At 60.6% G+C, this 22,391-nt stretch carries 14 protein-coding genes and 4 tRNA genes; 13 read left to right on the top strand and 5 right to left on the bottom strand.

The genetic code is table 11. The features are described from left to right. Window positions 1-116 precede the first annotated feature (116 nt). Both thiI and NFG58_RS10565 read right to left on the bottom strand, forming a co-directional pair. The gene (gene thiI / locus NFG58_RS10570) at window positions 117-1,604 is read right to left on the bottom strand and encodes a thiazole biosynthesis protein (protein WP_348826433.1); all 1,488 of its coding nucleotides are present in this window, start codon (window positions 1,602-1,604) and stop codon (window positions 117-119) included. Between the two features lie 132 nt (window positions 1,605-1,736). Next, window positions 1,737-2,018, bottom strand: coding sequence for a hypothetical protein (locus tag NFG58_RS10565; protein ID WP_045994775.1), 282 nt, complete (start codon window positions 2,016-2,018; stop codon window positions 1,737-1,739). 398 nt (window positions 2,019-2,416) lie between these two features. On the opposite strand from NFG58_RS10565, the gene NFG58_RS10560 reads away from it, so the two are divergent. From NFG58_RS10560 to NFG58_RS10535, 6 genes are all read left to right on the top strand, one after another. Next, a complete protein-coding gene (locus tag NFG58_RS10560) occupies window positions 2,417-4,360 on the top strand; it encodes a TolC family outer membrane protein (RefSeq protein WP_249742783.1) in 1,944 nt (647 codons plus the stop codon). A 271-nt stretch (window positions 4,361-4,631) separates the two neighbouring features. Next, window positions 4,632-6,737 carry a type I secretion system permease/ATPase gene (locus tag NFG58_RS10555; protein WP_108133366.1) on the top strand — a complete coding sequence of 702 codons (2,106 nt, stop codon included), beginning with the start codon at window positions 4,632-4,634 and terminating at the stop codon, window positions 6,735-6,737. Next, on the top strand, window positions 6,737-8,155 hold the full coding sequence (locus tag NFG58_RS10550) for an HlyD family type I secretion periplasmic adaptor subunit (RefSeq protein ID WP_045993760.1): 1,419 nt from the start codon (window positions 6,737-6,739) through the stop codon (window positions 8,153-8,155). The genes NFG58_RS10555 and NFG58_RS10550 overlap by 1 nt, the downstream gene beginning before the upstream one ends. Further along, window positions 8,155-8,754, top strand: a complete 600-nt coding sequence (locus tag NFG58_RS10545) for a response regulator transcription factor (RefSeq protein WP_045993759.1) — start codon at window positions 8,155-8,157, stop codon at window positions 8,752-8,754. The genes NFG58_RS10550 and NFG58_RS10545 overlap by 1 nt, the downstream gene beginning before the upstream one ends. Before the next feature lie 349 nt (window positions 8,755-9,103). Then, the gene (locus NFG58_RS10540) at window positions 9,104-14,317 is read left to right on the top strand and encodes a retention module-containing protein (RefSeq protein ID WP_348826432.1); all 5,214 of its coding nucleotides are present in this window, start codon (window positions 9,104-9,106) and stop codon (window positions 14,315-14,317) included. 301 nt (window positions 14,318-14,618) lie between these two features. Further along, window positions 14,619-15,626, top strand: a complete 1,008-nt coding sequence (locus tag NFG58_RS10535; protein ID WP_348826431.1) for a DUF5801 repeats-in-toxin domain-containing protein — start codon at window positions 14,619-14,621, stop codon at window positions 15,624-15,626. Between the two features lie 76 nt (window positions 15,627-15,702). On the opposite strand, the gene mtnN is transcribed toward NFG58_RS10535, so the two are convergent. The 3 genes from mtnN to folD all read right to left on the bottom strand — a co-directional run bounded on the left by mtnN (window position 15,703) and on the right by folD (window position 17,898). Next, window positions 15,703-16,440, bottom strand: a complete 738-nt coding sequence (gene mtnN / locus NFG58_RS10530; protein WP_348826430.1) for a 5'-methylthioadenosine/S-adenosylhomocysteine nucleosidase — start codon at window positions 16,438-16,440, stop codon at window positions 15,703-15,705. Window positions 16,441-16,468: 28 nt separating this feature from the next. Next, the gene (locus NFG58_RS10525; protein ID WP_108133369.1) at window positions 16,469-16,936 is read right to left on the bottom strand and encodes an S-ribosylhomocysteine lyase; all 468 of its coding nucleotides are present in this window, start codon (window positions 16,934-16,936) and stop codon (window positions 16,469-16,471) included. Between the two features lie 83 nt (window positions 16,937-17,019). Next, complete coding sequence (gene folD / locus NFG58_RS10520; protein ID WP_045993754.1) at window positions 17,020-17,898, bottom strand: bifunctional methylenetetrahydrofolate dehydrogenase/methenyltetrahydrofolate cyclohydrolase FolD; 879 nt, start codon at window positions 17,896-17,898, stop codon at window positions 17,020-17,022. A gap of 203 nt (window positions 17,899-18,101) precedes the next feature. On the opposite strand from folD, the gene NFG58_RS10515 reads away from it, so the two are divergent. From NFG58_RS10515 to clpX, 7 genes are all read left to right on the top strand, one after another. Then, window positions 18,102-18,178, top strand: a tRNA-Pro gene (locus NFG58_RS10515). Between the two features lie 69 nt (window positions 18,179-18,247). Then, window positions 18,248-18,324: transfer RNA gene (locus NFG58_RS10510), tRNA-Arg, on the top strand. A 67-nt stretch (window positions 18,325-18,391) separates the two neighbouring features. Continuing rightward, window positions 18,392-18,466 (top strand) — tRNA-His (locus NFG58_RS10505). 58 nt (window positions 18,467-18,524) lie between these two features. Continuing rightward, a tRNA-His gene (locus NFG58_RS10500) sits at window positions 18,525-18,599 on the top strand. Window positions 18,600-18,885: 286 nt separating this feature from the next. Then, window positions 18,886-20,226 carry a trigger factor gene (gene tig / locus NFG58_RS10495; RefSeq protein WP_348826429.1) on the top strand — a complete coding sequence of 447 codons (1,341 nt, stop codon included), beginning with the start codon at window positions 18,886-18,888 and terminating at the stop codon, window positions 20,224-20,226. Window positions 20,227-20,299: 73 nt separating this feature from the next. Then, the gene (gene clpP, locus NFG58_RS10490) at window positions 20,300-20,920 is read left to right on the top strand and encodes an ATP-dependent Clp endopeptidase proteolytic subunit ClpP (RefSeq protein ID WP_045993752.1); all 621 of its coding nucleotides are present in this window, start codon (window positions 20,300-20,302) and stop codon (window positions 20,918-20,920) included. 75 nt (window positions 20,921-20,995) lie between these two features. Next, window positions 20,996-22,285 carry an ATP-dependent Clp protease ATP-binding subunit ClpX gene (clpX, locus tag NFG58_RS10485; RefSeq protein WP_045993751.1) on the top strand — a complete coding sequence of 430 codons (1,290 nt, stop codon included), beginning with the start codon at window positions 20,996-20,998 and terminating at the stop codon, window positions 22,283-22,285. The last annotated feature ends 106 nt before the right edge of the window (window positions 22,286-22,391 follow it).

Below are 22,391 nucleotides of genomic sequence, written 5' to 3'. Positions count from 1 at the left end.
TGACGTGATATCCCGTTGAAAATCAGGCGACGATTGTAGCTAGGATCGAGGTCGTGTGCATCCGCTATCGTGCTTGGGCGCAGCCATGAAAAAGCCGTTGTGCAGACGGTGCATTGTCAGGAGGACGCCACCAGCAGGCCGACATGCTCAAGGCCTCGGTCCTTGAGGTGCAGCGCCTGGAGGCGGCTCATGACGCCCTGGTCACAGTAGAGGAGATAGCGGGTGTCGGGATCAAGCGCATCGCTGCGGGTCGCCAGTTCATAGAAGGGAATATGATCGACGGGGCAGGCGAGTGGCCCAAGCGGACGGCGCTCGACGTCGTCCGGGGGCCGCACATCGATGACCCGGGTCGCCGTTCGGGCGAAGTCGTGGAGCCCTCCAAAGGAGACTTCTGCCAGAGGCTCCTGGGAGGGTGCGCTGACGCCTTTGGATACTGGCGCATCGACAGGCTGGCGAGTGGCGCTGGCCAGGGCGCGATCCAGCAGGTCGGCCGGTAGTCCGGCCTCTGCCACCTGAAGTTCCTTCAGCGACGCCTTGACCCTGGGGCGGCTGGACATCCCGCCGCAGTACTCGGGCATTCGGCTCGACGCCTCAGCGGTAGCGATCCGGTGGGCTTCATCGATGATGGTCTGCTTGTCATCGGTCAGCAGCGGTCGCAACACCGGCAGGTGGCTGGCGCGGTCGATCAGGCCGAGATTGGTCAGTGTCTGGCTCGATACCTGGGCGATCGCCTCTCCTGTCACCAGGGCGGGGATGCGCGCGCGCTGCGCGACTCTTGCGGCGGCCTCGATCATCAAGCGCTTGAGCACCAGCGACACCAGGCCATCAGGTACCTCGCGACGCAGTGTCTCGACCACTTCCTCGAAGGGAACGGTGATGAAGTTGGCCTTATGGGAGGCGCTGTATCGTTGCCACAGGTCTCGGGTCAGCGCCTTGACCGCGCCTTCCTGTTCCTGTCCGCCAAAACGAAAGAGGACAAACTGACACTTGATGCCGCGCCTGAGCATCCGATAGGCCGCCACCGGGGAGTCATAACCCCCGGACATCAGTACCAGTGCCTCTCCCTGGGTGCCTAGTGGAAAGCCACCGAGGGCCGGCCCAAGGTCGACTTCCTCGATCAAGGTGTCGCCATCGATCCGCAGTGGCATCACTAACTCGGGGGTGCTCAGGTCGACCCTGGCATCAGCAGCGTGGGCGAGCAGCGCTGCGCCCAGCGCACGCTCTACCTCCACCGAACCGAAGTCGTGATGTCCCTTGCGCTTGACCTTGACCTTGAAGCGCTTGCCTTCGATGTCCGATGCCCGTTCGCACGCCAGTTGTTCGATGGTGTTCCGCCAGTCCCCAAGCGGCCTGTTACGTGTCCTGGCCGCGCGCTGAACGCCCGGTATCCGGGTCATGCTCGCTTCCAGTGCCAGACGATCGCCGCGAGAAAGCTCCCGCGGAAGTCTTACGACCAGATGGTCCCATTGGGCAACGACCTTGGTCTTGGGCTCCTGGCGCCTGAGTGCATTGCGCAGATTGGTGGCCAGGCAGCGACCCATGTGGCGTCTCACCGAGGCGGACTTGGTGGCGATGTCGGCAGAAAGGGAAAGACGATATTCCATGGTGTGAACGCCGAAACTACGATGTAAGAATAGTAACCTTGATCCAGATCAAGTTTGATGGAGATCTTCGAGATTCCGCCGACGGCAGGGGGGCGATCGGCGGGGGGCAGGAAAAAAAGAGGAAAAAATGCGTCAGTACAGCGCTTTTTCTTCCTGTACGACCTCTTTGAGAAGCTCCAGGAAGAGCCGGTCGGCTTCGGAGTGCTCCTCGGCGCTGTCAGGGATATGAATGCTGGTGGTGTCCGAGATTTCGTTGGCAATGTCGGCCATGACGCCACTATCGCTGCCACTTTCCAGGTGCCGGCGGGCGATCTCTAGAGAGGTCTCCAGGACCTTGGGGTCCTGCAGCAACTTTTTGATAAAGCCGGTCAATTCATTGATGACACGGGTTTTTTGAATTTCGGATGAGGCCATCGGTGACTCCTTGGCTAGGCGCTTGATCCAAGGGATTACGATAGCATGTTTGTGGACTGCTACGGGACAGGTTTGCGGTAGGGCGATGTTGTGGATTCTGTCAAGTGGTGCCTTGCCTGACCATGATGACATTGAATGACGAGATGTTACCGAATGTGTTCGAATGTGAGAGGATTGTAGTTGTAACAGTAGTTGTGGCTGGATGGGATGTTAGCAGCGTTGGGGAAGCGCTCGACAATCGGCGCTACAGGGAAACTGCTCGCCCATCCCGGGGATGATGAGAATGGTAGCGCCGAAGCAGCACGGCTGGTCCTGCAGAATCCGGGGTTGTTGGGCTAGTTCGTTGGTACTAGATTCAACTGTACTGGCTGCGGCCATTGATAATTAAGGGAACACGAATGAAAACGATCCGCCGAGAACCTCGCTCTTCCATGGTGCGGCCGCTGGTCAGTGCCATCGCATTGGCCTCTACGTCAATGCTGATGGGGTCAGGAGTCATGGCCCAGGACGCGCAGACATTGCCGCCTGGCACGACATCGCCCGGTGCGGCGACCCTGCGTGACGTCGTGGAGCAGACCATCAATACCAATCCTGAGGTGCTAGCGGCCTGGAATGGCTTCCAGGCGGCGGGCCACGATGAGCGGGTGGCCTTTGGGGGCTATCTGCCTCAGATTGACGTCAATGCAGGCGTCGGCCTCGAGGATCGTCAGAACGATCAACAGGGCAGCTACGACACCGACTATGTCGAGGTGACGCTGAACCAGATGATCTATGACGGCTTCGCCACCGCCAGTGAGGTCGAGCGTCTGAGCCGGGCAGAACTGGTACGCTACTACGAGCTGCTGGGGGCGAGTCAGGACGCGGCGTTGGACGCAACTAATGCCTATCTTGATGTTCAGCGTTACCGTCGCCTGGTGGGCCTGGCCCAGGACAACTATCAGAAGCACCTGGAGGTCTACCAGCAGATCGAGGCCCGCGCTCTGTCAGGTGCCGGTCGTCGTGTCGACCTGGAGCAGATCAGCGGTCGTCTGGCACTGGCCGAATCGAACCTGATCACCGAAGCCTCCAACCTGCACGATGTGTCTGCGCGATTCCAGCGTCTGGTGGGGGAATTGCCGCCGGAAGCGTTGGCGCCGGCGCCGACCTTCGCCGAGCAGCTACCCGCTGACGTCGCCCAGGCGTTGCAGCTAGCCTACGAGGGTAACCCGGACTTCCATGCCGCCATCGAGAACATCGAGGCCGCCCGCGCCGAGCGTGAAGGCACCAAGTCGCCCTTCCATCCCAGGCTTGACCTGGTGGGCCGCAGTGGTACCTACAAGGGCAGTGACACCGACGGCGACTTCATTTCCGACAATGATCATGAAGACCGTCACAGCATCGAACTGGTGGGTAGCCTCAATCTGTATCGCGGCGGCAGCGACCTGGCGTCGTTCCGCGCCGCCAGTGATCGCGTCGAGCAGGCGGTCAATCTGCGTGACAAGGCATGCGTCGACATTCGTCAGACCACCACCATCGCCTACAACGACACCCGTCGTCTGCGCGACCAGTTGGAATACCTGAACGAGCACCGTCAGACGACCGATCGCGTACGCGGAGCCTACAAGCAGCAGTTCGATATCGGTCAGCGTTCGCTGCTCGACCTGCTGGACATCGAGAACGAGTATTTCGAGGCGAGTCGTGCCTATGTGAACGCGCAGTATGACGTCGCTCTGGCAGATGCGCGCACCCTGCGTGCCACCGGTAGCCTGCTGGAGGTGCTGGAGGTGCGCAAGGATGGACTGCCAAGCCTCGCCGAGCTGGACAGCAACGGTGTGTCGATCACGCCGGATATCGTCTGTCCGGCGGTAGGTCCGCGGTCCTACAGCATCGAGGAGCTCACCGGCTCCACACGGGCTCCGGACGTCGTCATGCCTGCGGACGCTCTGTTCGAGATCAACAGCTACGTGCTGAGCGCGAGCGCCAAGCAGGAACTGAGTGCGTTGGCCGACCGTATCCGTGGCCGTAACGACCTGGTCCGGGTATTCATCGCTGGCCATGCGGACATCTCGGGTACCGATGCCATCAATGATCCACTGTCGCGTAATCGAGCGGCAGCGGTGGGCCAGTACCTGGTCAGTCAGGGCGTCAGTGCTTCGCTGATTGAAACCCGGGGCTATGGCTCGCATCGGCCTGTTCAGTCCAACGACACCGTCGAAGGTCGTCGCCAGAACCGTCGAGTGGAGATCACACTTGAACGCAGTGGCGAGAATCTGGACATGGGGGCATTGCCTGGTTCCGCCGGTGATGACAGTGTGTCCCTTGCCTGGGCACGAGGGGAACACGGTCGCGGCCTGGAGGGCTAGAAGCTCAGTGGATGATCGCGTCCTCGCTTCTCGGGGACGCCATTTCCCGGAATATGGATGCAACTGCCACGTTCTGGTCCTTGCATTGCCGCAAAGGAAGCCGTGACGACAGCAGGGATGATAGGCCGGGTCGCACGGAAAGGGCGTTCTGGTACAGCCATCGGCCGACAGAGAGGTTTACGTGGACGATTCACGAGTTGCGGATGAAGCAGAATTTACAACACCTGAAGCGCAGGAGCAGGACGAAGACAGAGGCCCAGTCAAGGATGAGTTGCTGGAAGTGCTGCTGTCGATTGCTCACTATCACGAGCATGATGTCAGTGCGGATTCCCTGACAGCGGGCCTGCCGTTGGAAGATGGCGCACTGACGCCAGGGATATTTCCCCGGGCGTCGGAACGTGCCGGGCTGACGGCGCGACTCGTCAAGAGTCGCCTCGTTCAGTTGAACCCTGCGCTATTTCCTGTCGTGCTGTTGCTGGAGCCGGGGCGCGCCTGCGCCTTGCTGGATATCGACGTCAAGGCGCGTACCGCGCAGGTGATTTACCCCGAATTGGGGCAGGCGTCGGTAGAAATCTCGCTGGACGAGCTTCACGAACGTTACAGCGGGACGGCGATCTATACGCGGCCGCGGTTCCGTTTCGACGCCCGGTCGAAGGATGTCAACGAGAAACGTTCTGGGCATTGGTTCTGGAGCGTGATCAAGGAAAACAGACGCCTTTACCGTGACGTGATACTGGGCTCCGTCGCCATCAACATCTTCGCCCTGGCGATGCCCCTGTTCGTTCTCAATGTCTATGACCGCGTGGTGCCCAATCACGCCACCGAGACGCTGTGGGTGTTGTCCATCGGTGCCCTGATCGTACTGGCATTCGACTTAACGCTCAGGTTGATGCGTTCGAGCTTTGTCGATCTGGCGGCCAGTCGAGCTGACGTCAAGCTCTCGTCGCGTATCATGTCTCGCGTCATGGGGATGCGGATGGAGGCCAAGCCTGCCTCGACCGGTTCCTTTGTCTCGATGCTGCAATCCTTCGAGTCGGTTCGGAGCTTTATCGGCTCCGCCACCGTGATCGCCATGGTGGACCTGCCGTTCGTTCTGATGTTCATCGCCATCATTGGCCTGATAGGACCTGCACTGGTCATTCCTATCGTGGTTGGCGTGCTGTTTATCTTGCTCTACGCCCTCGGTGCCCAGGGAAAGCTGCACGACTTGTCGGAAACCACCCTGAAGGTAGGGGCGCAACGTAACGCTACTCTGGTGGAATCGGTCTCCCAGCTCGAGACGGTCAAGACGCTGCGGGGCGAGAGCCGAGTTCAGGGGCAATGGGAGCAGGCCAGCGCCTTCCTTTCGCGTACCGGCGCTCAGCTGAAGTTTCTCGGAACCTCGGTCACCAGTATCGCCCAGTGGACCCAGAATACCGTCGGTATCTGCGTCATCCTTATCGGCGTCTATCTGATCATCGACGGCAATCTTTCCCAGGGTGGGCTGATCGCTGCCTATATGCTCTCGTCTCGTGCGCTGGCACCGGTCAGCCAGGCCGCCGCACTGCTGGCTCAGTATCATCAATCTGCCACGGCCCTGGAGTCGTTGGATAGAGTGATGGAAATGCCGGTGGAACGTGAGGAAAAGAGCTACATCGATCGTCCCGCCGTCAAGGGACTGGTGAAGTTCGACAAGGTTACCTTCCGCTACCCCCAGGCCGAGAATGACAGCCTTCGCGACGTCTCTCTGTCGATAGCACCAGGCCAGAAGGTGGCGCTGCTGGGACGAGTCGGCTGTGGCAAGACCACGTTGCAGAAGTTATTGCTCGGTCTGTACCAGCCGACGTCGGGGGCGGTACTGATCGACGATGTGGACATTCGTCAGTTTGACCCCCTGCAGTTGAGGCGACATATCGGCTATGTGCCTCAGGACGTGCGTCTGTTTTACGGCTCATTGAAGGACAACATCATCGCCGGTGCCGGCAGCGAAGGGGTGGATGATGATCTGCTGCTCAAGGCCATCCGTATCAGTGGGCTCGATGGACTCGTCAGCACACACCCTCAGGGCGTCGAGCTGCAGGTAGGCGAAGGCGGACAGATGCTTTCGGGTGGTCAGAAGCAGGCGGTAGCGATCGCGCGTGCCATCGTGCACGATCCGGCGATCTTGTTGCTGGATGAGCCGACCAGCGCCATGGACCACGCCAGCGAGGAGGCCTTCAAGCGCAACCTCAAGGATTACGCTGGGGGCAAGACGATGGTGGTGGTGACGCACCGCACGTCACTGCTGTCGCTGGTGGATCGTATCGTGGTCATCGACTCTGGCAAGGTGGTCGCAGATGGTGAGCGTGACAGCGTCATGGATGCGCTGCGCAAAGGCCAGATCGGGAGGGCCAGCTGATGTCCAGCAAGAGTGCCGAACAGAAGGGATTCGAAGGCGTCGGTCGCGTATCACGCAAAGGTGGCAAAGTCTTTCGCCCCTTTATCGACCGGTTGTTTGCGCGTCGCGTCAGCGCATCCCATCTCAACAGAGATTGGGCGAGCGACGCTGACTGGGCGCGAATGCAGCAGGATCCTCTGCGCGCCAGGCTGATGCTGTACATGGTTGTCGTAGCGATCATCTGCGTAATCGTCTGGGCCTGCTTTGCGCCGATCGATGAGGTGACACGCGGTAGCGGCAGGGTCATACCCTCCAGCCAGCTTCAGCGGGTGCAAAGCTTCGATGGAGGCGTGGTTCAGGAGATTCGCGTCAGCGAAGGTGATTTTGTTTCCACCGGCGATCTGCTGATGCGCATCGACCCGACGCGTTTTCTCTCGAACTTCAACGAGAACCGGGCGAAGGCGGAAACCCTGCAAGCCAAGGCCGAGCGACTGAGGGCGCTGGCTACCGGGTCGGACTTCTCTCCGTCGGAGGCATTGATCGAGCAGGCGCCCAATATCGTCTCCCGTGAGCGCGAGCTATACCACAGTAGTCTGGAAACGCTGGATGAGCAGAAGCAGATACTGCAGGAGCGACTGGCACAGCGCCGGGCGGAGCTCAACGAGGCGACTGCGCGTCGCAACGCAGCCAGTCGCGAGCTGAATCTTGCCAGTCAGGAACTCAACATGACGCGCCCTCTGCTGTCCAGCGGGGCGGTCTCAGAGGTTGAAGTGCTGCGCTTGCAGCGTGAGGTCTCCAGGGCGAGTGGTGAGCGCAATCAAGCGACGGCTCAGGTGTCGCGGCTGGAGTCGGCGATTCAGGAGGCGCTGGGTGAGCTTCGCGAGGTCGATGCGAAGGCGCGCAATGAGTGGCGTCAGGAGCTGTCGGCGACCCTGGGTGAACTGTCGGCCCTGGACGAGTCCAGCGAGGGGCTTCAGGACAGGGTGCGTCTCTCCGAGATACGCTCGCCGGTCGATGGTGTCGTTCAGCGTCTGGCGATCAATACGATCGGCGGGGTGGCTCAGCCCGGTCAGGAGGTGGTCGATATCGTCCCGACAGACGACGCCCTGGTGGTCGAGGCCAAGATCGCGCCGCAGGACATCGCGTTTCTACGCCCGGGCCTGCCTGCGACCATCAAGTTGACGGCCTATGACTTCTCCATCTATGGCGGGTTGGATGCCCAGCTGGAGCACATCAGCGCCGACACTACTACCGATGAAGAGGGAAACACCTACTATCGGGTTCGAGTGCGAACCGAAGACAGCGCTGAAGCCGAAGCGGTGGATGTCATCCCGGGCATGACCGCTCAGGTGGATATCCTGACCGGCAAGCGAACGGTGATGCAGTTCCTGCTGAAGCCGGTACTGCGCGCCTGGGGTAACGCGATGGGAGAGCGGTGATGACTCGATACCTGGTCTACCAAGGAAGTAGCGAGGTACCGCGCTGGAATGATGCCTTCAGTGAACTGGAAGTGGTCGCTCCTCACAGTGTCATCGATCATGCCGTCAAGGGCGATCTCGCCTGGGTAGTGGTTGAAGGCGGCGACTGGACGGGACTGTGCACGCGTTTGGCCAGCAAGGGAGTGCTGGTGTCGGTGCTGTCCTTCAACCCGCATTCCGCAGAAGCGTATGAAGCCTTCACCGCTGGCGCCAGGGGCTATGTCCACGCGCTTTCTACCCCCGAAGTGCTGCGTCAGGTCGATGTCGTGGTGAGGCACCGGGGCATCTGGCTTTGGCCCGAGTTGATGGACAGCCTGGTGGGCGGTGTCTTCAAGGCCATGGGTGGGGCGCCTGCCGTGCACCACGACTTGCTGGAAGGTTTGACCGAGCGCGAGAAGGATGTTGCGCTGGCTGTGGCGGAGGGCCAAAGCAACAAGCTGGTGGCGCGAGAGCTCGGTATTACCGAGCGAACCGTCAAGGCCCATCTCGGGGCAGTCTTCCGCAAGTTGGGGGTCAAGGATCGGATGCAGTTGATCCTGCGCCTCTCCAGGGATCGTTGACGGCGAAAGAAGTGGTCATTACCGCGCGACAGTTTAAAGGGGGCTTTTTGCCCCCTTTTTCTGTGGTAGAACGGTTGATCTGATGTCGTCAAGTGCTGGCGTCTCGGTCTCTGCACCTTACTCCGGAAATAGAGCCCTGGAATAGTGCCGTTACTTTTCGGTCTGGGAAAGTCGTTAGTTGAAGTAAGAGATTATCTTTATATTTTGCAATAAACACTTCTTAACTGTGCATTTGTGGGTTGTTCCGATGGAGAACTCTCCCACTTGACCTACTAGACAGTATCGCCCGCACGGGGCCGCCCCTATTTTCTGTGGAAACCCAATAAGCAGAAAGCACGGGGCTAAACCCATGAATATCATTGCTACCGCAGGAAGTGTGTGGATTGTCGAGCAGGCAGGCGAACAGCGGGTGGCCAGGCCCGGCGATGTGCTGCAGCCAGGCCAGCGACTTGTCGCCGGAGATGACGGGCGAGTGGTTGTTTCGTCAAGTTCCGGACAGCTACCGCTGGTGCTTGAATCAGGCGAGACAATGGAAATGCCGCTGGGCCAGGGCGACGCCCAATCGTTTCCCTCAGATGAGTTGCTTCTTGCGCAGACTGTCCCGTCCGAGTTGATTCAGGCTTCGCTGCTGCAGGACGAGCAGTTGGAAGAAGTGTTCGAGGTGCTGGAATCGGGCCGGGACCTCTTCGATGTCTTCGACGAGCCTGACGCGGGTCCGGGTGCTGGCCCCGGCAACGACAATGGGCATTCTTTCGTCCGTCTTTTGCGTATTCTCGAGCAGGTTTCTCCACTCGCCTTCGAGTACGGCCTGGACTCGTCCGATGGACAGGAACCCCGACTATTCCTGGGAGATATCGTCGATGGCGACAACCCTGGCGAGGAGGGGGGCGAAGAGGAAGAAGACAACGATGTCAGCCTAGGCGGCTTGGAAGGTGGTCCAGACGGCTCCGGTATAGACCCAGACGCTGGTGATCTTCCGGGGGGGCTGGAAGGTGCCGAGCTCGTGGTACGAGAGTCTGCGCTAGCCCAGGGTAGTCGTCCATCGGCGGACGCCTTGGCGCAGTCCAGCAGTTTCAACTTCGACACTCCCGATGGTCTCGGCGCGCTGACGTTGGGAGGGACGCTCTCCTTGACGCTGGCGGACCTTCAGGCCCTGGAGGGGACTCCCAGGTCCCTCGATACGCCCCATGGCATCCTCTGGCTTGATGGTTTTCAGGGTGACGCCACTGGCGGGACCGTGCTTTACCACTTTGAGCTGACCAACACCGTCGACAATGACGAGACGCAGGGGGCCACCGATGGCGGCTTCCTGGAGCAGATCGAAGTGACGGTGACGGATTTCGATGGTGACGGCCGCACTGCCAGCCTGGATGTGCTGATTCTCGATGATGTCCCCGGCATCGAGCTGGGCGGTCCCGCCGAGGTGGGGGAAGGCAGTACCATCGAGGGGAGCTGGAGCGCCGTCGATGGTGCCGATGGTGTGGCCAGTCTCGTTGTGTCGGTCGCTGGCATTGATGAGTCCTTTGCGCTGGGACAGGAGATCGTGCTCGAGGAAGGACGGTTGATCGTGGAGGCTGACGGAAGTTGGTCATTCACCGCTGCCGTCGGACTCGATCAGGGAGCATCACCGTCGGTGGAGTTCAGTCTGGTACAGACCGACGGAGACGGTGATCAAGCCGATGCTCACCAGCGTATCGAGATCTTCGACGCAACAGTCCCGACCACACCCACGGATGGCGGTGATCCGGATGCGGCACCGGCCGAGGTGGTGCTCGATGAGGATGGCCTGGATGGCGGTATCCCCGGCGGTGATGGCGATGTCGCGGGCGAAGCCACGGTCATCACCGGTGTGCTCGGTTACGACTTCGGCGACGACGGGCCGGCAGTCAGCGGCGCCTTTGCCTGGTCGCAGGTGGGTCTGCCGGCGTTGAGCTCCAGCGGTGAGGTGCTGAATTTCGCCGTGTCGGATGATGGCCTGAGCCTGGTGGCGGCCACGGCAGAGGGCGAAGAGGCGCTGCGCATCACCCTGACAGACCTTGCCAGCGGAGCCTTCGAGGTGAGCCTGCTGCGTCCGCTCGACCATCCGGAAAATTCCACCGAGGACGATCTGGCCATGTCGGTCGGCTATACCGTCGCCGATATTGACGGTAGCGAGGCTTCCGGCCAGCTCGACATTCGCATCGATGATGATACCCCGGTGGCGTCGGTGACCACGGGGAACACCCTGATCGACGCCAACGCCAGCTCAGGCGTTATCCAGGTGGCCGAGGGCGCCACCGTCGAAGGCAACTGGTCTATGAGCCCCGGCGCGGATGGACTCTCCGTCATCGACGTACTGATCAATGGGGCGCCCCTGAGCTTTTCCAGTCTGCCTGGCAGTGACGAGCAGACCACGTTGACCCTGGCGCAGGGCGACCTGACCCTGAGAGGTGACGGTAGCTGGTCCTTTACGGCAGCCAGCGGACTCGACAACAGTACGCCGCAGAACGTCGATGTCGTGCTTCGCGTGACCGATGGTGACGGTGACGTCGTCGAACTGGATATCAGTGGCGAGATCCTGGATGCATCGGGGCCCACCACCCCAACGGATGGCGGTGATCCGGATGCGGCGCCTGCCGAGGTAGTGCTCGATGAGGACGGCCTGGATGGCGGTATCCCCGGCGGTGATGGCGATGTCGCGGGCGAGGCCACGGTCATCACCGGTGCGCTCGGCTACGACTTCGGCGATGACGGGCCGGCAGTCAGCGGCGCCTTTGCCTGGTCGCAGGTGGGTCTGCCGGCGTTGAGCTCCCGCGGTGAGGTGCTGAATTTCGCCGTGTCGGATGATGGCCTGAGCCTGGTGGCGGCCACGGCAGCGGGCGAAGAGGCGCTGCGCATCACCCTGACAGACCTCGCCAGCGGTGCCTTCGAGGTGAGCCTGCTGCGTCCGCTCGACCATCCGGAAAATTCCACCGAGGACGATCTGGCCATGTCGGTCGGTTACACCGTCGCCGATGTTGACGGTAGCGAGGCATCCGGCCAGCTCGACATTCGCATCGATGATGATGCGCCGGAGGGCATCGTCTCGGAAGCTTTACTGCTTGAAAATGGCAGCACTGGAGAACTGGCACTTCCGGGCGGGTATGGTGCGGATGGGCAAGGGGCCCCGATCCGCTTCGACGGTGCGCTGGATGGGGCGCCGGTGGAAGACGTCAATGGCAACACCATCATGTTGGATGGCGGACCACTGTCCTGGAGGCTGGCCGACAATGGGGTCGAGCTGGAGGCGGTGACAGCCACCGGACAGGTAGGCTTCAGCGTGGTGCTGGATGAATCAAGCAATCAGGCCCGTCTCGTTGTCGGGGAAGGTGAGCTGTCTGTTTTCACTCGGCTTGATGGTGACATCGTGGCGACCGCCATTTCGCAGAGCGCGACCCAGGGTGTGCTGGATGTCTCCGAGGGCGGTCTTGATTCGCAGCTGGTGTTCTCCGCGGTGGCCGGCGTTGCGATTGCCGACGGATCACTCATCGTCGGGGCGGGACAGATTGATGAAGGAGACCAGCTGCGTGTCGATATGGTCGCGGGGGCCGAGGAAACCGGCGGTGTGGTGTCCTGGGACTCACATGTGCGCGTCGGCGAGTTTCGCCAGAGTATCTCGATGGCTGGCGCTGACAACGCGCGAGCCACCCTGCTGCTCAGCGCCCGGGCCTACTCGTCACAGCAGGGGGAAGATGAGCCTCTGCCGCTGTCGGCCGGGGACCTGCGCATTCTCGATCAACGGGGCGTGGATGTGACGTCGGAGGTTCAGATCGATGTCATCGATGGGGATCTCAAGGTTGAAGGCTTGCAGGATGGCTGGTCGTTTGTCATCAACAGCGCCGAGGGCATCCAGGCCATCATCATCGAAGGCGGGAACGGTGAACCCTTTGGGCTTGGCAGCGTCGACATCGTCCGTGGGGCTGCGCCAGGAGACGCATCGGTGCCGCTGCCCCTCGAGGCTGCCGATGGCGACGGTGACAAGGCGTCCGGTGAGCTTTCCTTGATCCTGTCAGGCCCGGGTGAGCTCGTGGTGAGCAACAATGCCAACAATACAATCACCACGGGTGGGGGCGACGATGTCGTCATCGCGGACAAGGGTGGGGCAACGATCATCATCGACCCAGCAGGCAACTATAACCTCTCCTTTATTCTCGACTCGTCGGTCAGCATGAATGCAGAAGTCGATACGCCCAGGCCGGATGGATCGGGCAACTATACCCGCCTCGAGCTGCTGAAGGCAGCAATGCTGCGACAGCTCGAGACCCTGGCAGACTTCGAAGGTACCTTGAATCTTCAACTGATCGATTTCGACGGCGTAGCACGAAATCCTGTCGTGTTCGAAGACTTCAGTAGTGCTGACCTGGCTGCGGCCAGGGCCTATATCCTCGGTATGGAAGCCAAGGGATCCACCAATTTCGATGCAGGCTTCGTTGCCAGTACGGACTTCTTCACCCGCATGTCGGATATCAACAGCTTCGAGTCAACGGCGGTCTTTGTCACCGACGGGCTACCGACAATCTGGCTGGACGAGGATGGCAAGCTGGTTATCCCGGATCCGCTGGAGCCCGGTTCTCTTGCGGCGGTGGAGGAATCGGTGGCGTCCTTCGAAGCACTGCTCGAAGTGGCCGATTCGGTCCACGGGATTGGAATAGGGGAAGATAGTCTGGTTGATTACATCCGCCATTTTGACAATACCGACATCCTGGCGAGTGACGTCGAGACTGCGTTGGAAGATGGCAATACCTATACCGGATCCGCCGGTGAGATCAACGTGGTCAACACCGAGGAAGATCTGAATCTTGCTCTTGATACGGGGTCAAGTACCTCGGATCTAGAACCCTTGGGGAGTGACCAGGTGTTTGCCGGGGCGGGGGATGATCTTGTATTCGGAGACACGGTCAACTCCGATAATCTCGAATGGGTTAACGGCGATTCCGGGGAGGAGTTTTCATCGGGAGAGCACAATGGTCTAGGTTATGAAGGCCTCTATGAGTTTCTGAAGTGGTCTCCCGATTTTGGCAATGGCACCGCGCCAACGGCTGATGAGGTCAAGGCGTATGTTCTGGCCAACGTAGATTCACTGATGAACCTGGAGCGCCAGGACGGTGGTGTCGATGAGCTATATGGTGAAGAGGGCGATGATGTCCTGATAGGCGGCGCAGGGCAGGATGTTCTGGTGGGCGGTAAAGGGGATGATGTTCTGTGGGGAGGCCTGGATAGTGATCAATTTGTATGGGATGCCGCAGACGCCGAGGTCCCTTCTGTTGATCGTATCGAGGACTTCACTCTCGGAACCACCGATCAAGCTGACAAGCTCGATCTGAGCGGTCTGTTGATTGATGGCGCTGCGTCGGACCTGGCCAGCTATCTGGTGGCTGTCGACGAAGGCGAGGATATTCTCCTGAAGATCAAGACCGATGGCGGGATTGACGCGTCCGGGAACAACGCCGACCTGACCATCGAACTGGGCGGCCTCGGTGCGGCCGGAAGTGGTGAGCAGGTGCTGCAGCAGATGCTTGATGATGGACAATTGATCGTCGAGTGACGATGCGTTTTGCAAAAGGGCCTGGCGATGCCAGGCCCTTTTTGTATGCGTCAGTTCACATTCGAGTTTCAACAGCAGGACTTTCCTTCAGAAGCAGCCAGTGATGGCTGTGGTGGTCCGAGCGATGCCGGGAAAGGAGACATCATCCAGCTGCTGACGCTTTGTCATGTTTTGCTTTGCAGCTTCGCTATTTCTTCCTTCGTTTGTGCGAGGATTGTTCTTTAGTACGGTGCGTGTGCTCCCTTGCCTGTCATTTTTAGTGTTGTATGGATGAAATCGCATTAGGGACAGGTAAAGTGTCATGGAAGATGCCGTAATCGTCGCCGCTTCAGGAGGCGTCTGGATAAAAGACGCCGAAGGAAATCTGAAGGTGGCCTTGGCGGGAGATCGCCTTGAAGAGGGGAGTGTTCTGGTAACAGGGCCGACGGGAGTGGCTCGAGTAGATGGGGGAAAGGGCCTGCTCGACGAGCACAGCCTGCCCAAAGGTATCGCCGGCGGTCCCGGCGACGTCCCGGGAACCGAGGTGGTGATCACCGGCTGCAACGACAGCGCGAGCGCCAACCTCGGGTTCGACTCTGGGGCTGATGGTGCTGCCGTGCAGGGTGCTTTCCGCTGGGACCTCGACGGGCTGCCTGAGTTGACCAGCCGAGACTCTCCAGTCGAGTTTGTGGTGAGTTCAGACGGCTACACCGTGATGGGCAATGATGCTGATGGCGAGCGGGTCCTGACCATTAATCTGGTGGATGCCGAGACCGGTGATGTGGTGGTCTACCTGAGCAAGGATGTCGACCACCCGGAGGGCGCTCAGGAAAGCGATCTGTCGCTCGAGTTGGGCTACGCCATTACCGACAAGGACGGCTCGACAGTGCGCGGGACGCTTGAGGTGGTGATCAATGACGATACGCCAACCATCACCGGCATCGATCCGGAGGGATTCATTGCCGCGATGGAAGGGTCAAGCCGAGCAGCCGCGCTACCGCTATTGGCGGAAGAGGATGAGCTGGCCTGGAGTCTGGGAGAGCCTGCGTCCAGCGCTGACAGCTCCTATGCCACTGCGGTCGATGTCTTGGGCAATATGCTGGATCTAAGAGAGTTGCTCGAAGACATCGGTGATCTGGAAGGTGGTGAAAAGGTCCTGGCTATCGCAGATGGCGAAGACACCGTGGTCCACGTGAAGCTCGATGGAGGGCTCTTGCAGGACGGCAGCAATGCGGATGTTCAGGTGACGCTGACGGGGGTGTCCATGGACGGAAGCAGTGACGACTTTCTGGTCAGGCTGCTGGAGAGTTCACAGCCGGATATCGGTTGAGCGAGTGGCAGCACGCCCGGCTGTAGCCGGGCGTGCTGGCAGGATGACGGCAGTGCTTTCTGGCGAGACAGGGTTGTCAGGCCGGCTGCTGTCGGTCAACGGCAGGTTGCGGTGACGCCAGTCGTTGCACCATTGCCGTCACCATACGGCTGGAGTGATCCGCCGCCTGCTCGAGGAATTCCTCGAAGGACAGGTGGTTGTCACCTTGCCCGGCGATATCGGACAAGGCGCGAATCACCACGAAGGGGCAACCGTAGAGATGGCAGGTCTGGGCAATCGCGGCCGCCTCCATTTCTGCCGCCAGCATGGTGGGAAAGCGGTTGCGGGTGCGCGAGACAAGATTGGGGCACGCCATGAAGACGTCGCCGGTCGCGATCAGGCCCTCGACCACCTTGACCTCAGCCATGCCTTCGACGCAGTCCCGTGCCACCCGAACCAGGCGTTCATCCGGGAGATAGGCCGCCGGCATATTGGGCACCTGGCCATGTTCGTAGCCGAATACCACCGCGTCGACATCGTGGTGGCGCACCTCGCTGGACACCACCACGTCGCCGATCGACAGTCCTTCGCCGAACCCGCCTGCGGAACCCGTGTTGATGATCGCCTCGGGCTGGTAGTTGTCCAGCAGCAGCGTCGCCCCGATGGCGGCGTTGACCTTGCCGATCCCGGATTGCAGCAGTACGACCTCGACCCCATGCAGGCGGCCGATGTAGAAGGTGGAGCCGACGTGGGTGCGGGTCCTGACGTCTTCCAGCTGGGCCGCCAGTTGGGCGACTTCCTGCGCCATGGCTCCGATGATGCCAATGCGTTTCATGCGATTCCTCTTGAGGTGGAGCTTCGACTCAGGCGAAGACCTGGTGCCACTCGTCACGCTTGGCCAGCAGGCCTTTCGCCAGCTCCTGGGCCCCTTCCAGGCTGTGGGATGCGGCCCAGCCACACTGCATTTCGTTGCAGGCAGGGACTTCGGTCGCTGACAGCACGTCGTTGAGCGTACCCTCGATCAGTGCCAGCACGTCGTCGTAGTCGTCGTGGTTGATCATGGCGATATAAAAGCCGGTCTGGCAGCCCATGGGGCTGATATCGACAACCTTGTCCGAGTGGTTGCGCGACAGCTCGGCCATCAGGTGCTCCAGGGAGTGCAGGGCAGGCATCTCCATGTGCTCCTTGTTGGGCTGGCAAATCCGCAAGTCATACTTGTGGATGCGATCGCCGTTGGCGCCGGTCTTGATATCTGCCAGACGCACATAGGGGGCGCGAACCTTGGTGTGGTCGAGGTTGAAGCTCTCGACATTCATCTTCTTGTCGCTCATGGAGTGTCTCCGTGATCCGGTGTTGGATGGGCGCGATGCTACGTCAATTGAGTCCATCACGCATGGATGTCGCAAGTGCAGGTTCAGCCGTCGGGAGTTTCGCGATGCTGGCCGTCATGAATGTCTGCGGCCATCAAGGTGTTTTCCAGCAGGCTGGCTACCGTCATCGGGCCAACGCCACCCGGGACCGGTGTGATGTGACCTGCACGTCGGGCGGCCTCGTCGAAGTCGACGTCGCCCACCAGGCGCCCATCTTCCTGTCGATTGATGCCCACATCGATGACGATCGCGCCGTCACGTACCCATTCGCCTTTCACCAGTCCTGGTTTTCCGACCGCAACCACCAGCAGTTCCGCCTTGCGTACCTGGGCCTCGAGGTCACGGGTAAAGCGGTGACAGACGGTGGTCGTGCAGCCCGCCAGCATCAATTCCAGTGCCATCGGCCGTCCCACGATATTGGAGGCACCGACCACCGTGGCGTCGAGGCCTCGCACCGCTAGACCCGAGTGATGCAGCAGCGTCATCACGCCCTTGGGGGTGCAGGGGCGCAGCAGCGGCAGACGTTGGGCCAGCCGTCCCAGGTTGTAGGGATGGAAGCCGTCCACGTCCTTGCTTGGCAGGATGCGCTCGAGGATAGGGCGAGCGTCCAGGTGGTCGGGCAGCGGAAGTTGAACCAGAATGCCATCGATGGATGCGTCGGCGTTGAGCTGGTCGACCAGGGCTTCGAGCTCTGCCTGTGATGTGGAAGCGGGCAGGGCGTGTTGAACAGATGAAATACCCGCCTGCTCGCAGGCGCGATGCTTGTTGCGTACATAGACGTGGGAGGCGGGGTCTTCACCGACCAGCACCACAGCAAGCCCCGGGATGCGTTCTCCGGCATCGATCCGCGCCTGTACCTGACGGGCGACCTGCTGGCGTACTGTGGCGGCAATGGACTTGCCATCGATGAGCTGGGCGGTCATGGGGTTCCCTCGGTCAGAAGTGGGTGTGCTGGATGAAATTGGCGGCCACGGATTTTCGCACGCTCCGCCATCCAGGCAAAGCTTGAGCCCGAATGACAACAGGAATGTCTCGGTAGCCTGTTGACTTGGCGGGAAAGTTCCGTAGAATACGCAGCGCTTGCAGAGACTGCTTCGGCGGTTTGCATGGCCGAGCGGCTGGCCGGCGGGGTGTAGCGCAGTCTGGTAGCGCGCCTGCTTTGGGAGCAGGATGTCGGGGGTTCGAATCCCTCCACCCCGACCACAACAGCTTGTTGGAGAAGAAGTTTTTCTCGAAAAGCGGGTTGTGGTGAAGAGTTCGGTTCTGTAGAATGCGCCTATAGCTCAACCGGATAGAGCAACGGCCTTCTAAGCCGTAGGTTGCAGGTTCGAGTCCTGCTGGGCGCGCCAGTGAAGTTTGCTGGTAGCTGCTTTTGACAGGCTCGGGCAAAGGTTGTAGCGGTATTGTCCTGATATGGTGGATGTAGCTCAGTGGTAGAGCCCCGGATTGTGGCTCCGGTGGTCGTGGGTTCGATCCCCATCATCCACCCCATTCAGGCGATGCAAGTGTGGTCAAGCCCGAACGTGGGTTCGGTAGCTGACAGGTTGTGGTGGATGTAGCTCAGTGGTAGAGCCCCGGATTGTGGCTCCGGTGGTCGTGGGTTCGATCCCCATCATCCACCCCATCAACCTGATTCCTTCCCCGAGTTTCTTTCTTGAACAAGTCGTTGTCGAACCTGAAGCTGGCAGGCAAAGTTGCTTGTCCGGCGTTTTGTCGTGCCTGTGTTTCGCCCTCGGCGGCGGTCGTGTCGTCATTCGGTGGCCACGAATTTTCCGATAGCCCCTTGTAAAAGACATGCCAGGCCCCATGTTGTGGGCGTTGGCGCTTGCCAGTGCCCGGCGGGATTCTTAGAATCTCCCCTTTGACGTTTTCAATTTTTCAGTACGCCCCCAGTCGGTAGAGGATTATTCATGCAAGTTTCCGTCGATACGACCTCCCAGATCGAACGCCGCATCAACGTCCAGGTGCCGGCCGCCGAGATCGACGAGGCCGTCGCCGCCCGTCTCAAGGATGCCGCCAAGAACGTTCGTCTCGACGGTTTCCGCAAGGGCAAGGTGCCGATGTCGGTCATCCGCCAGCGCTATGGTGCTGATGTGCGCAACGAGGTGGTGGGCGAGGTCATGCGTGAGCGCTATGTTCGCGCCATTACCGATGAGAAGCTCAATCCGGCCGGCTACCCGCAGATCGAAGCCACCGTCAACGAGACCGGCAAGGACCTGGAGTTCACTGCCACCCTCGAGGTCTATCCTGAGTTCGAGCTGGCGACCATTGAAGGCGCCGAGATCGAGCGTCCGGTGGTTGAAGTGACCGATGCCGACGTCGACGAGATGATCGAGACGCTGCGCAAGCAGAACGCTGCCTGGGAAGAGGTTGAGCGTGCTGCAGAGCAGGGCGATCAGGTCAATATCGACTTCCAGGGCTTCCTGGGTGACGAGCCGTTTGAAGGCGGCAGCGCCGAGAGCCACGATCTGGTGCTGGGTTCCGGCAGCTTCATCCCGGGCTTCGAGGATCAGCTCGAAGGTGCCAAGGCGGGTGAGGACAAGGTCATCAGCGTGACCTTCCCCGAGGACTACCAGGCAGAGCAGCTGGCCGGCCAGGAAGCGACCTTCAAGGTCAAGGTCAACGCGGTCAAGGGCCAGGCGCTGCCGGAAGTCGATGCGGAATTCATCGAGAAATTCGGTGTCGAAGGTGGTGACGTCGAGGCGTTCCGCGCCGAGGTCAAGAAGAACATGAGCCGTGAGGCTGACCAGGCGGTCGAGAATCGCGTCAAGCAGCAGGTGCTCGAGGCCCTCAAGCAGGCCAACGAGATCCCCGTTCCCGAGTCGCTGGTCCAGCAGGAGGTCGATGGCCTCAAGCGTCAGGCGGCGCAGCAGTTTGGTCTGGGCGAGGACTTCGACGTCAGCCAGTTGCCCAACGAGCTGTTTACCGAACAGGCCAAGAGCCGCGTGCAGGTCGGTCTGCTGCTGGCTGAGGTGATCAAGGTCAACGAGCTGGATGCTTCCGACGACGAGATCAAGGCAAAGGTCGAGGAGCTTGCACAGCAGTATCAGGAGCCCGAGCAGGTCGTCGAGTACTATATGGGCAACGAGCAGATGAAGACCCAGGTCAAGTCTGCACTGCTGGAAGAAAAGGCCGTCGACGCTTTGCTCGATCAGGCCAATGTGAAGGACGTGGAAATGTCCTACCAGCAGGCCCTGGCTGCCGCGCAGCAGCAGCCGGGCGACGAGGCGGAGGAAGGCGAGGACGCTTGAGGCGCCTCTCCTGGCCGGCCCCGTCGGGCCGGCTTCGTCGTTTTGTCACGCAAGGAAACAAGGACATCTCCTCATGAACACCGAGTTCGATATCAACGCTGCCGGCGGCCTTGTGCCCATGGTGGTCGAGCAGAGCGCCCGCGGCGAGCGTGCCTACGACATCTACTCCCGGCTGTTGAAGGAGCGGGTGATCTTCCTGGTGGGGCCGGTCGAAGACTATATGGCCAACCTGCTGGTCGCCCAGCTGTTGTTCCTGGAGTCCGAGAACCCGGACAAGGACATCCACCTTTACATCAATTCGCCCGGCGGTTCGGTGACGGCGGGGATGTCCATCTACGACACAATGCAGTTCATCAAGCCTGACGTCTCGACCGTCTGTATCGGTCAGGCGGCGAGCATGGGAGCCCTGCTGCTGGCCGGTGGTGCCGCTGGCAAGCGCTATTGCCTGCCCAACTCGCGGATGATGATCCACCAGCCGCTGGGTGGCTATCAGGGGCAGGCCTCGGACATCGAGATTCACACCCGTGAAATTCTGGGCATCCGCGAGCGACTGAACCAGATCCTGGCGCACCACACCGGCCAGGATATCGAGACCATCGCCAAGGATACCGATCGCGACAACTTCATGAACGGCGCCCAGGCCGCGGAGTATGGCCTGATCGACGCAGTGCTGGATAAGCGCCCGGCATCCTGATAGCGTGATAGCTCGCGCGATGACTACGTGATTACCGGTGGCCCCTGGGGCCACCGCTGCCAGAGAGGTACGCGAATGGCCGACGGCAAAGGCAAGGACGACAACGGCAAGCTTCTGTATTGTTCGTTCTGTGGCAAGAACCAGAACGAAGTACGCAAGCTGATCGCCGGTCCGTCCGTTTATATCTGCGATGAGTGTGTCGATCTCTGCAACGACATCATTCGCGAAGAAGTTCTCGATGCCGATGCCGAGAGCGACGAGGAGCGTCTGCCCGTTCCGCGCGAAATTCGACACACTCTCGATGACTACGTGATCGGTCAGGACCGCGCCAAGACGGTGCTGTCGGTGGCCGTGTACAACCACTACAAGCGCCTGCGTCACAGTGGCAAGGATGAGGTCGAGCTCGGCAAGTCGAACATCCTGCTGATCGGGCCCACCGGTAGCGGCAAGACTCTGCTGGCGGAGACCCTGGCGCGGTTGCTCAATGTTCCCTTCACCATCGCCGATGCCACCACGCTGACCGAAGCGGGCTACGTCGGCGAGGATGTCGAGAACATCATCCAGAAGCTGCTGCAGAAGTGCGACTACGACGTGGACAAGGCCGAGCGTGGCATTGTCTACATCGACGAGATCGACAAGATCTCGCGCAAGTCGGACAATCCGTCGATCACCCGGGACGTTTCCGGCGAGGGCGTGCAGCAGGCGCTGTTGAAGCTGATCGAGGGCACCACGGCCTCGGTGCCTCCGCAAGGTGGTCGCAAGCATCCGCAGCAGGAGTTTCTGCAGGTCGATACCGGCAATATCCTGTTTATCGTCGGCGGTGCCTTCGCCGGCCTCGACAAGGTTATCCGGGATCGTGCCGAGACCGGTGGCATTGGCTTCAATGCCGAGGTCAAGAGCAAGGATGAGACCAAGGGTGTCGGCGATCTGCTGCTGGACGTGGAACCCGAGGATCTGGTCAAGTTCGGCCTGATTCCCGAGTTCGTCGGACGTCTGCCGGTCATCGCAACCTTGACCGAGCTGACCGAAGACGCACTGATTCAGATTCTGACCGAGCCGAAGAACTCGCTGGTCAAGCAGTACGCTCGGTTGTTCGACATGGAAGGCGTCGAGCTGGACTTCCGCGAGGATGCCCTGCGCGCGGTGGCCCACAAGGCAATGGCGCGCAAGACCGGCGCCCGTGGCCTACGTTCGATTCTCGAGTCGGTGCTGCTCGACACCATGTACGAGATTCCCTCTCTCGAGGGCGTCAGCAAGGTGGTTATCGACGCCTCTGTCATCGGTGGGGAGAGTGATCCCCTGCTGATCTACAGCCAGGCCAGCGACGCTGAGGAAGACACTCGCGTGGACGGCACCGACGGCTAGTCCGTCAGCGCTTCCCGCGACGCCGTCAAAAGGGGCCGCAGACGCGGCCCCTTTGTCTGCCGGAGCCTTCGATGGCGATTCGGCTAGGCGTTTCCCCTTGCAATGC

Origin of the sequence: Halomonas sp. RT37 (assembly GCF_040070525.1) — a bacterium.
In the GTDB taxonomy this organism is placed as follows: domain Bacteria; phylum Pseudomonadota; class Gammaproteobacteria; order Pseudomonadales; family Halomonadaceae; genus Halomonas; species Halomonas litopenaei.
Note: the sequence above shows the minus strand (reverse complement) of the source record. Positions and strands in the feature narration are given on the sequence as shown.

Excerpts from the sequence above, each read along its gene's own strand:
- thiI (WP_348826433.1), bottom strand. The coding sequence starts at position 1,604 with ATGGAATATCGTCTTTCCCTTTCTGCCGACATCGCCACCAAGTCCGCC.
- NFG58_RS10565 (WP_045994775.1), bottom strand. The coding sequence starts at position 2,018 with ATGGCCTCATCCGAAATTCAAAAAACCCGTGTCATCAATGAATTGACC.
- NFG58_RS10560 (WP_249742783.1), top strand. The coding sequence starts at position 2,417 with ATGAAAACGATCCGCCGAGAACCTCGCTCTTCCATGGTGCGGCCGCTG.
- NFG58_RS10550 (WP_045993760.1), top strand. The coding sequence starts at position 6,737 with ATGTCCAGCAAGAGTGCCGAACAGAAGGGATTCGAAGGCGTCGGTCGC.
- NFG58_RS10545 (WP_045993759.1), top strand. The coding sequence starts at position 8,155 with ATGACTCGATACCTGGTCTACCAAGGAAGTAGCGAGGTACCGCGCTGG.
- NFG58_RS10540 (WP_348826432.1), top strand. The coding sequence starts at position 9,104 with ATGAATATCATTGCTACCGCAGGAAGTGTGTGGATTGTCGAGCAGGCA.
- NFG58_RS10535 (WP_348826431.1), top strand. The coding sequence starts at position 14,619 with ATGGAAGATGCCGTAATCGTCGCCGCTTCAGGAGGCGTCTGGATAAAA.
- mtnN (WP_348826430.1), bottom strand. The coding sequence starts at position 16,440 with ATGAAACGCATTGGCATCATCGGAGCCATGGCGCAGGAAGTCGCCCAA.
- NFG58_RS10525 (WP_108133369.1), bottom strand. The coding sequence starts at position 16,936 with ATGAGCGACAAGAAGATGAATGTCGAGAGCTTCAACCTCGACCACACC.
- folD (WP_045993754.1), bottom strand. The coding sequence starts at position 17,898 with ATGACCGCCCAGCTCATCGATGGCAAGTCCATTGCCGCCACAGTACGC.
- tig (WP_348826429.1), top strand. The coding sequence starts at position 18,886 with ATGCAAGTTTCCGTCGATACGACCTCCCAGATCGAACGCCGCATCAAC.
- clpP (WP_045993752.1), top strand. The coding sequence starts at position 20,300 with ATGAACACCGAGTTCGATATCAACGCTGCCGGCGGCCTTGTGCCCATG.
- clpX (WP_045993751.1), top strand. The coding sequence starts at position 20,996 with ATGGCCGACGGCAAAGGCAAGGACGACAACGGCAAGCTTCTGTATTGT.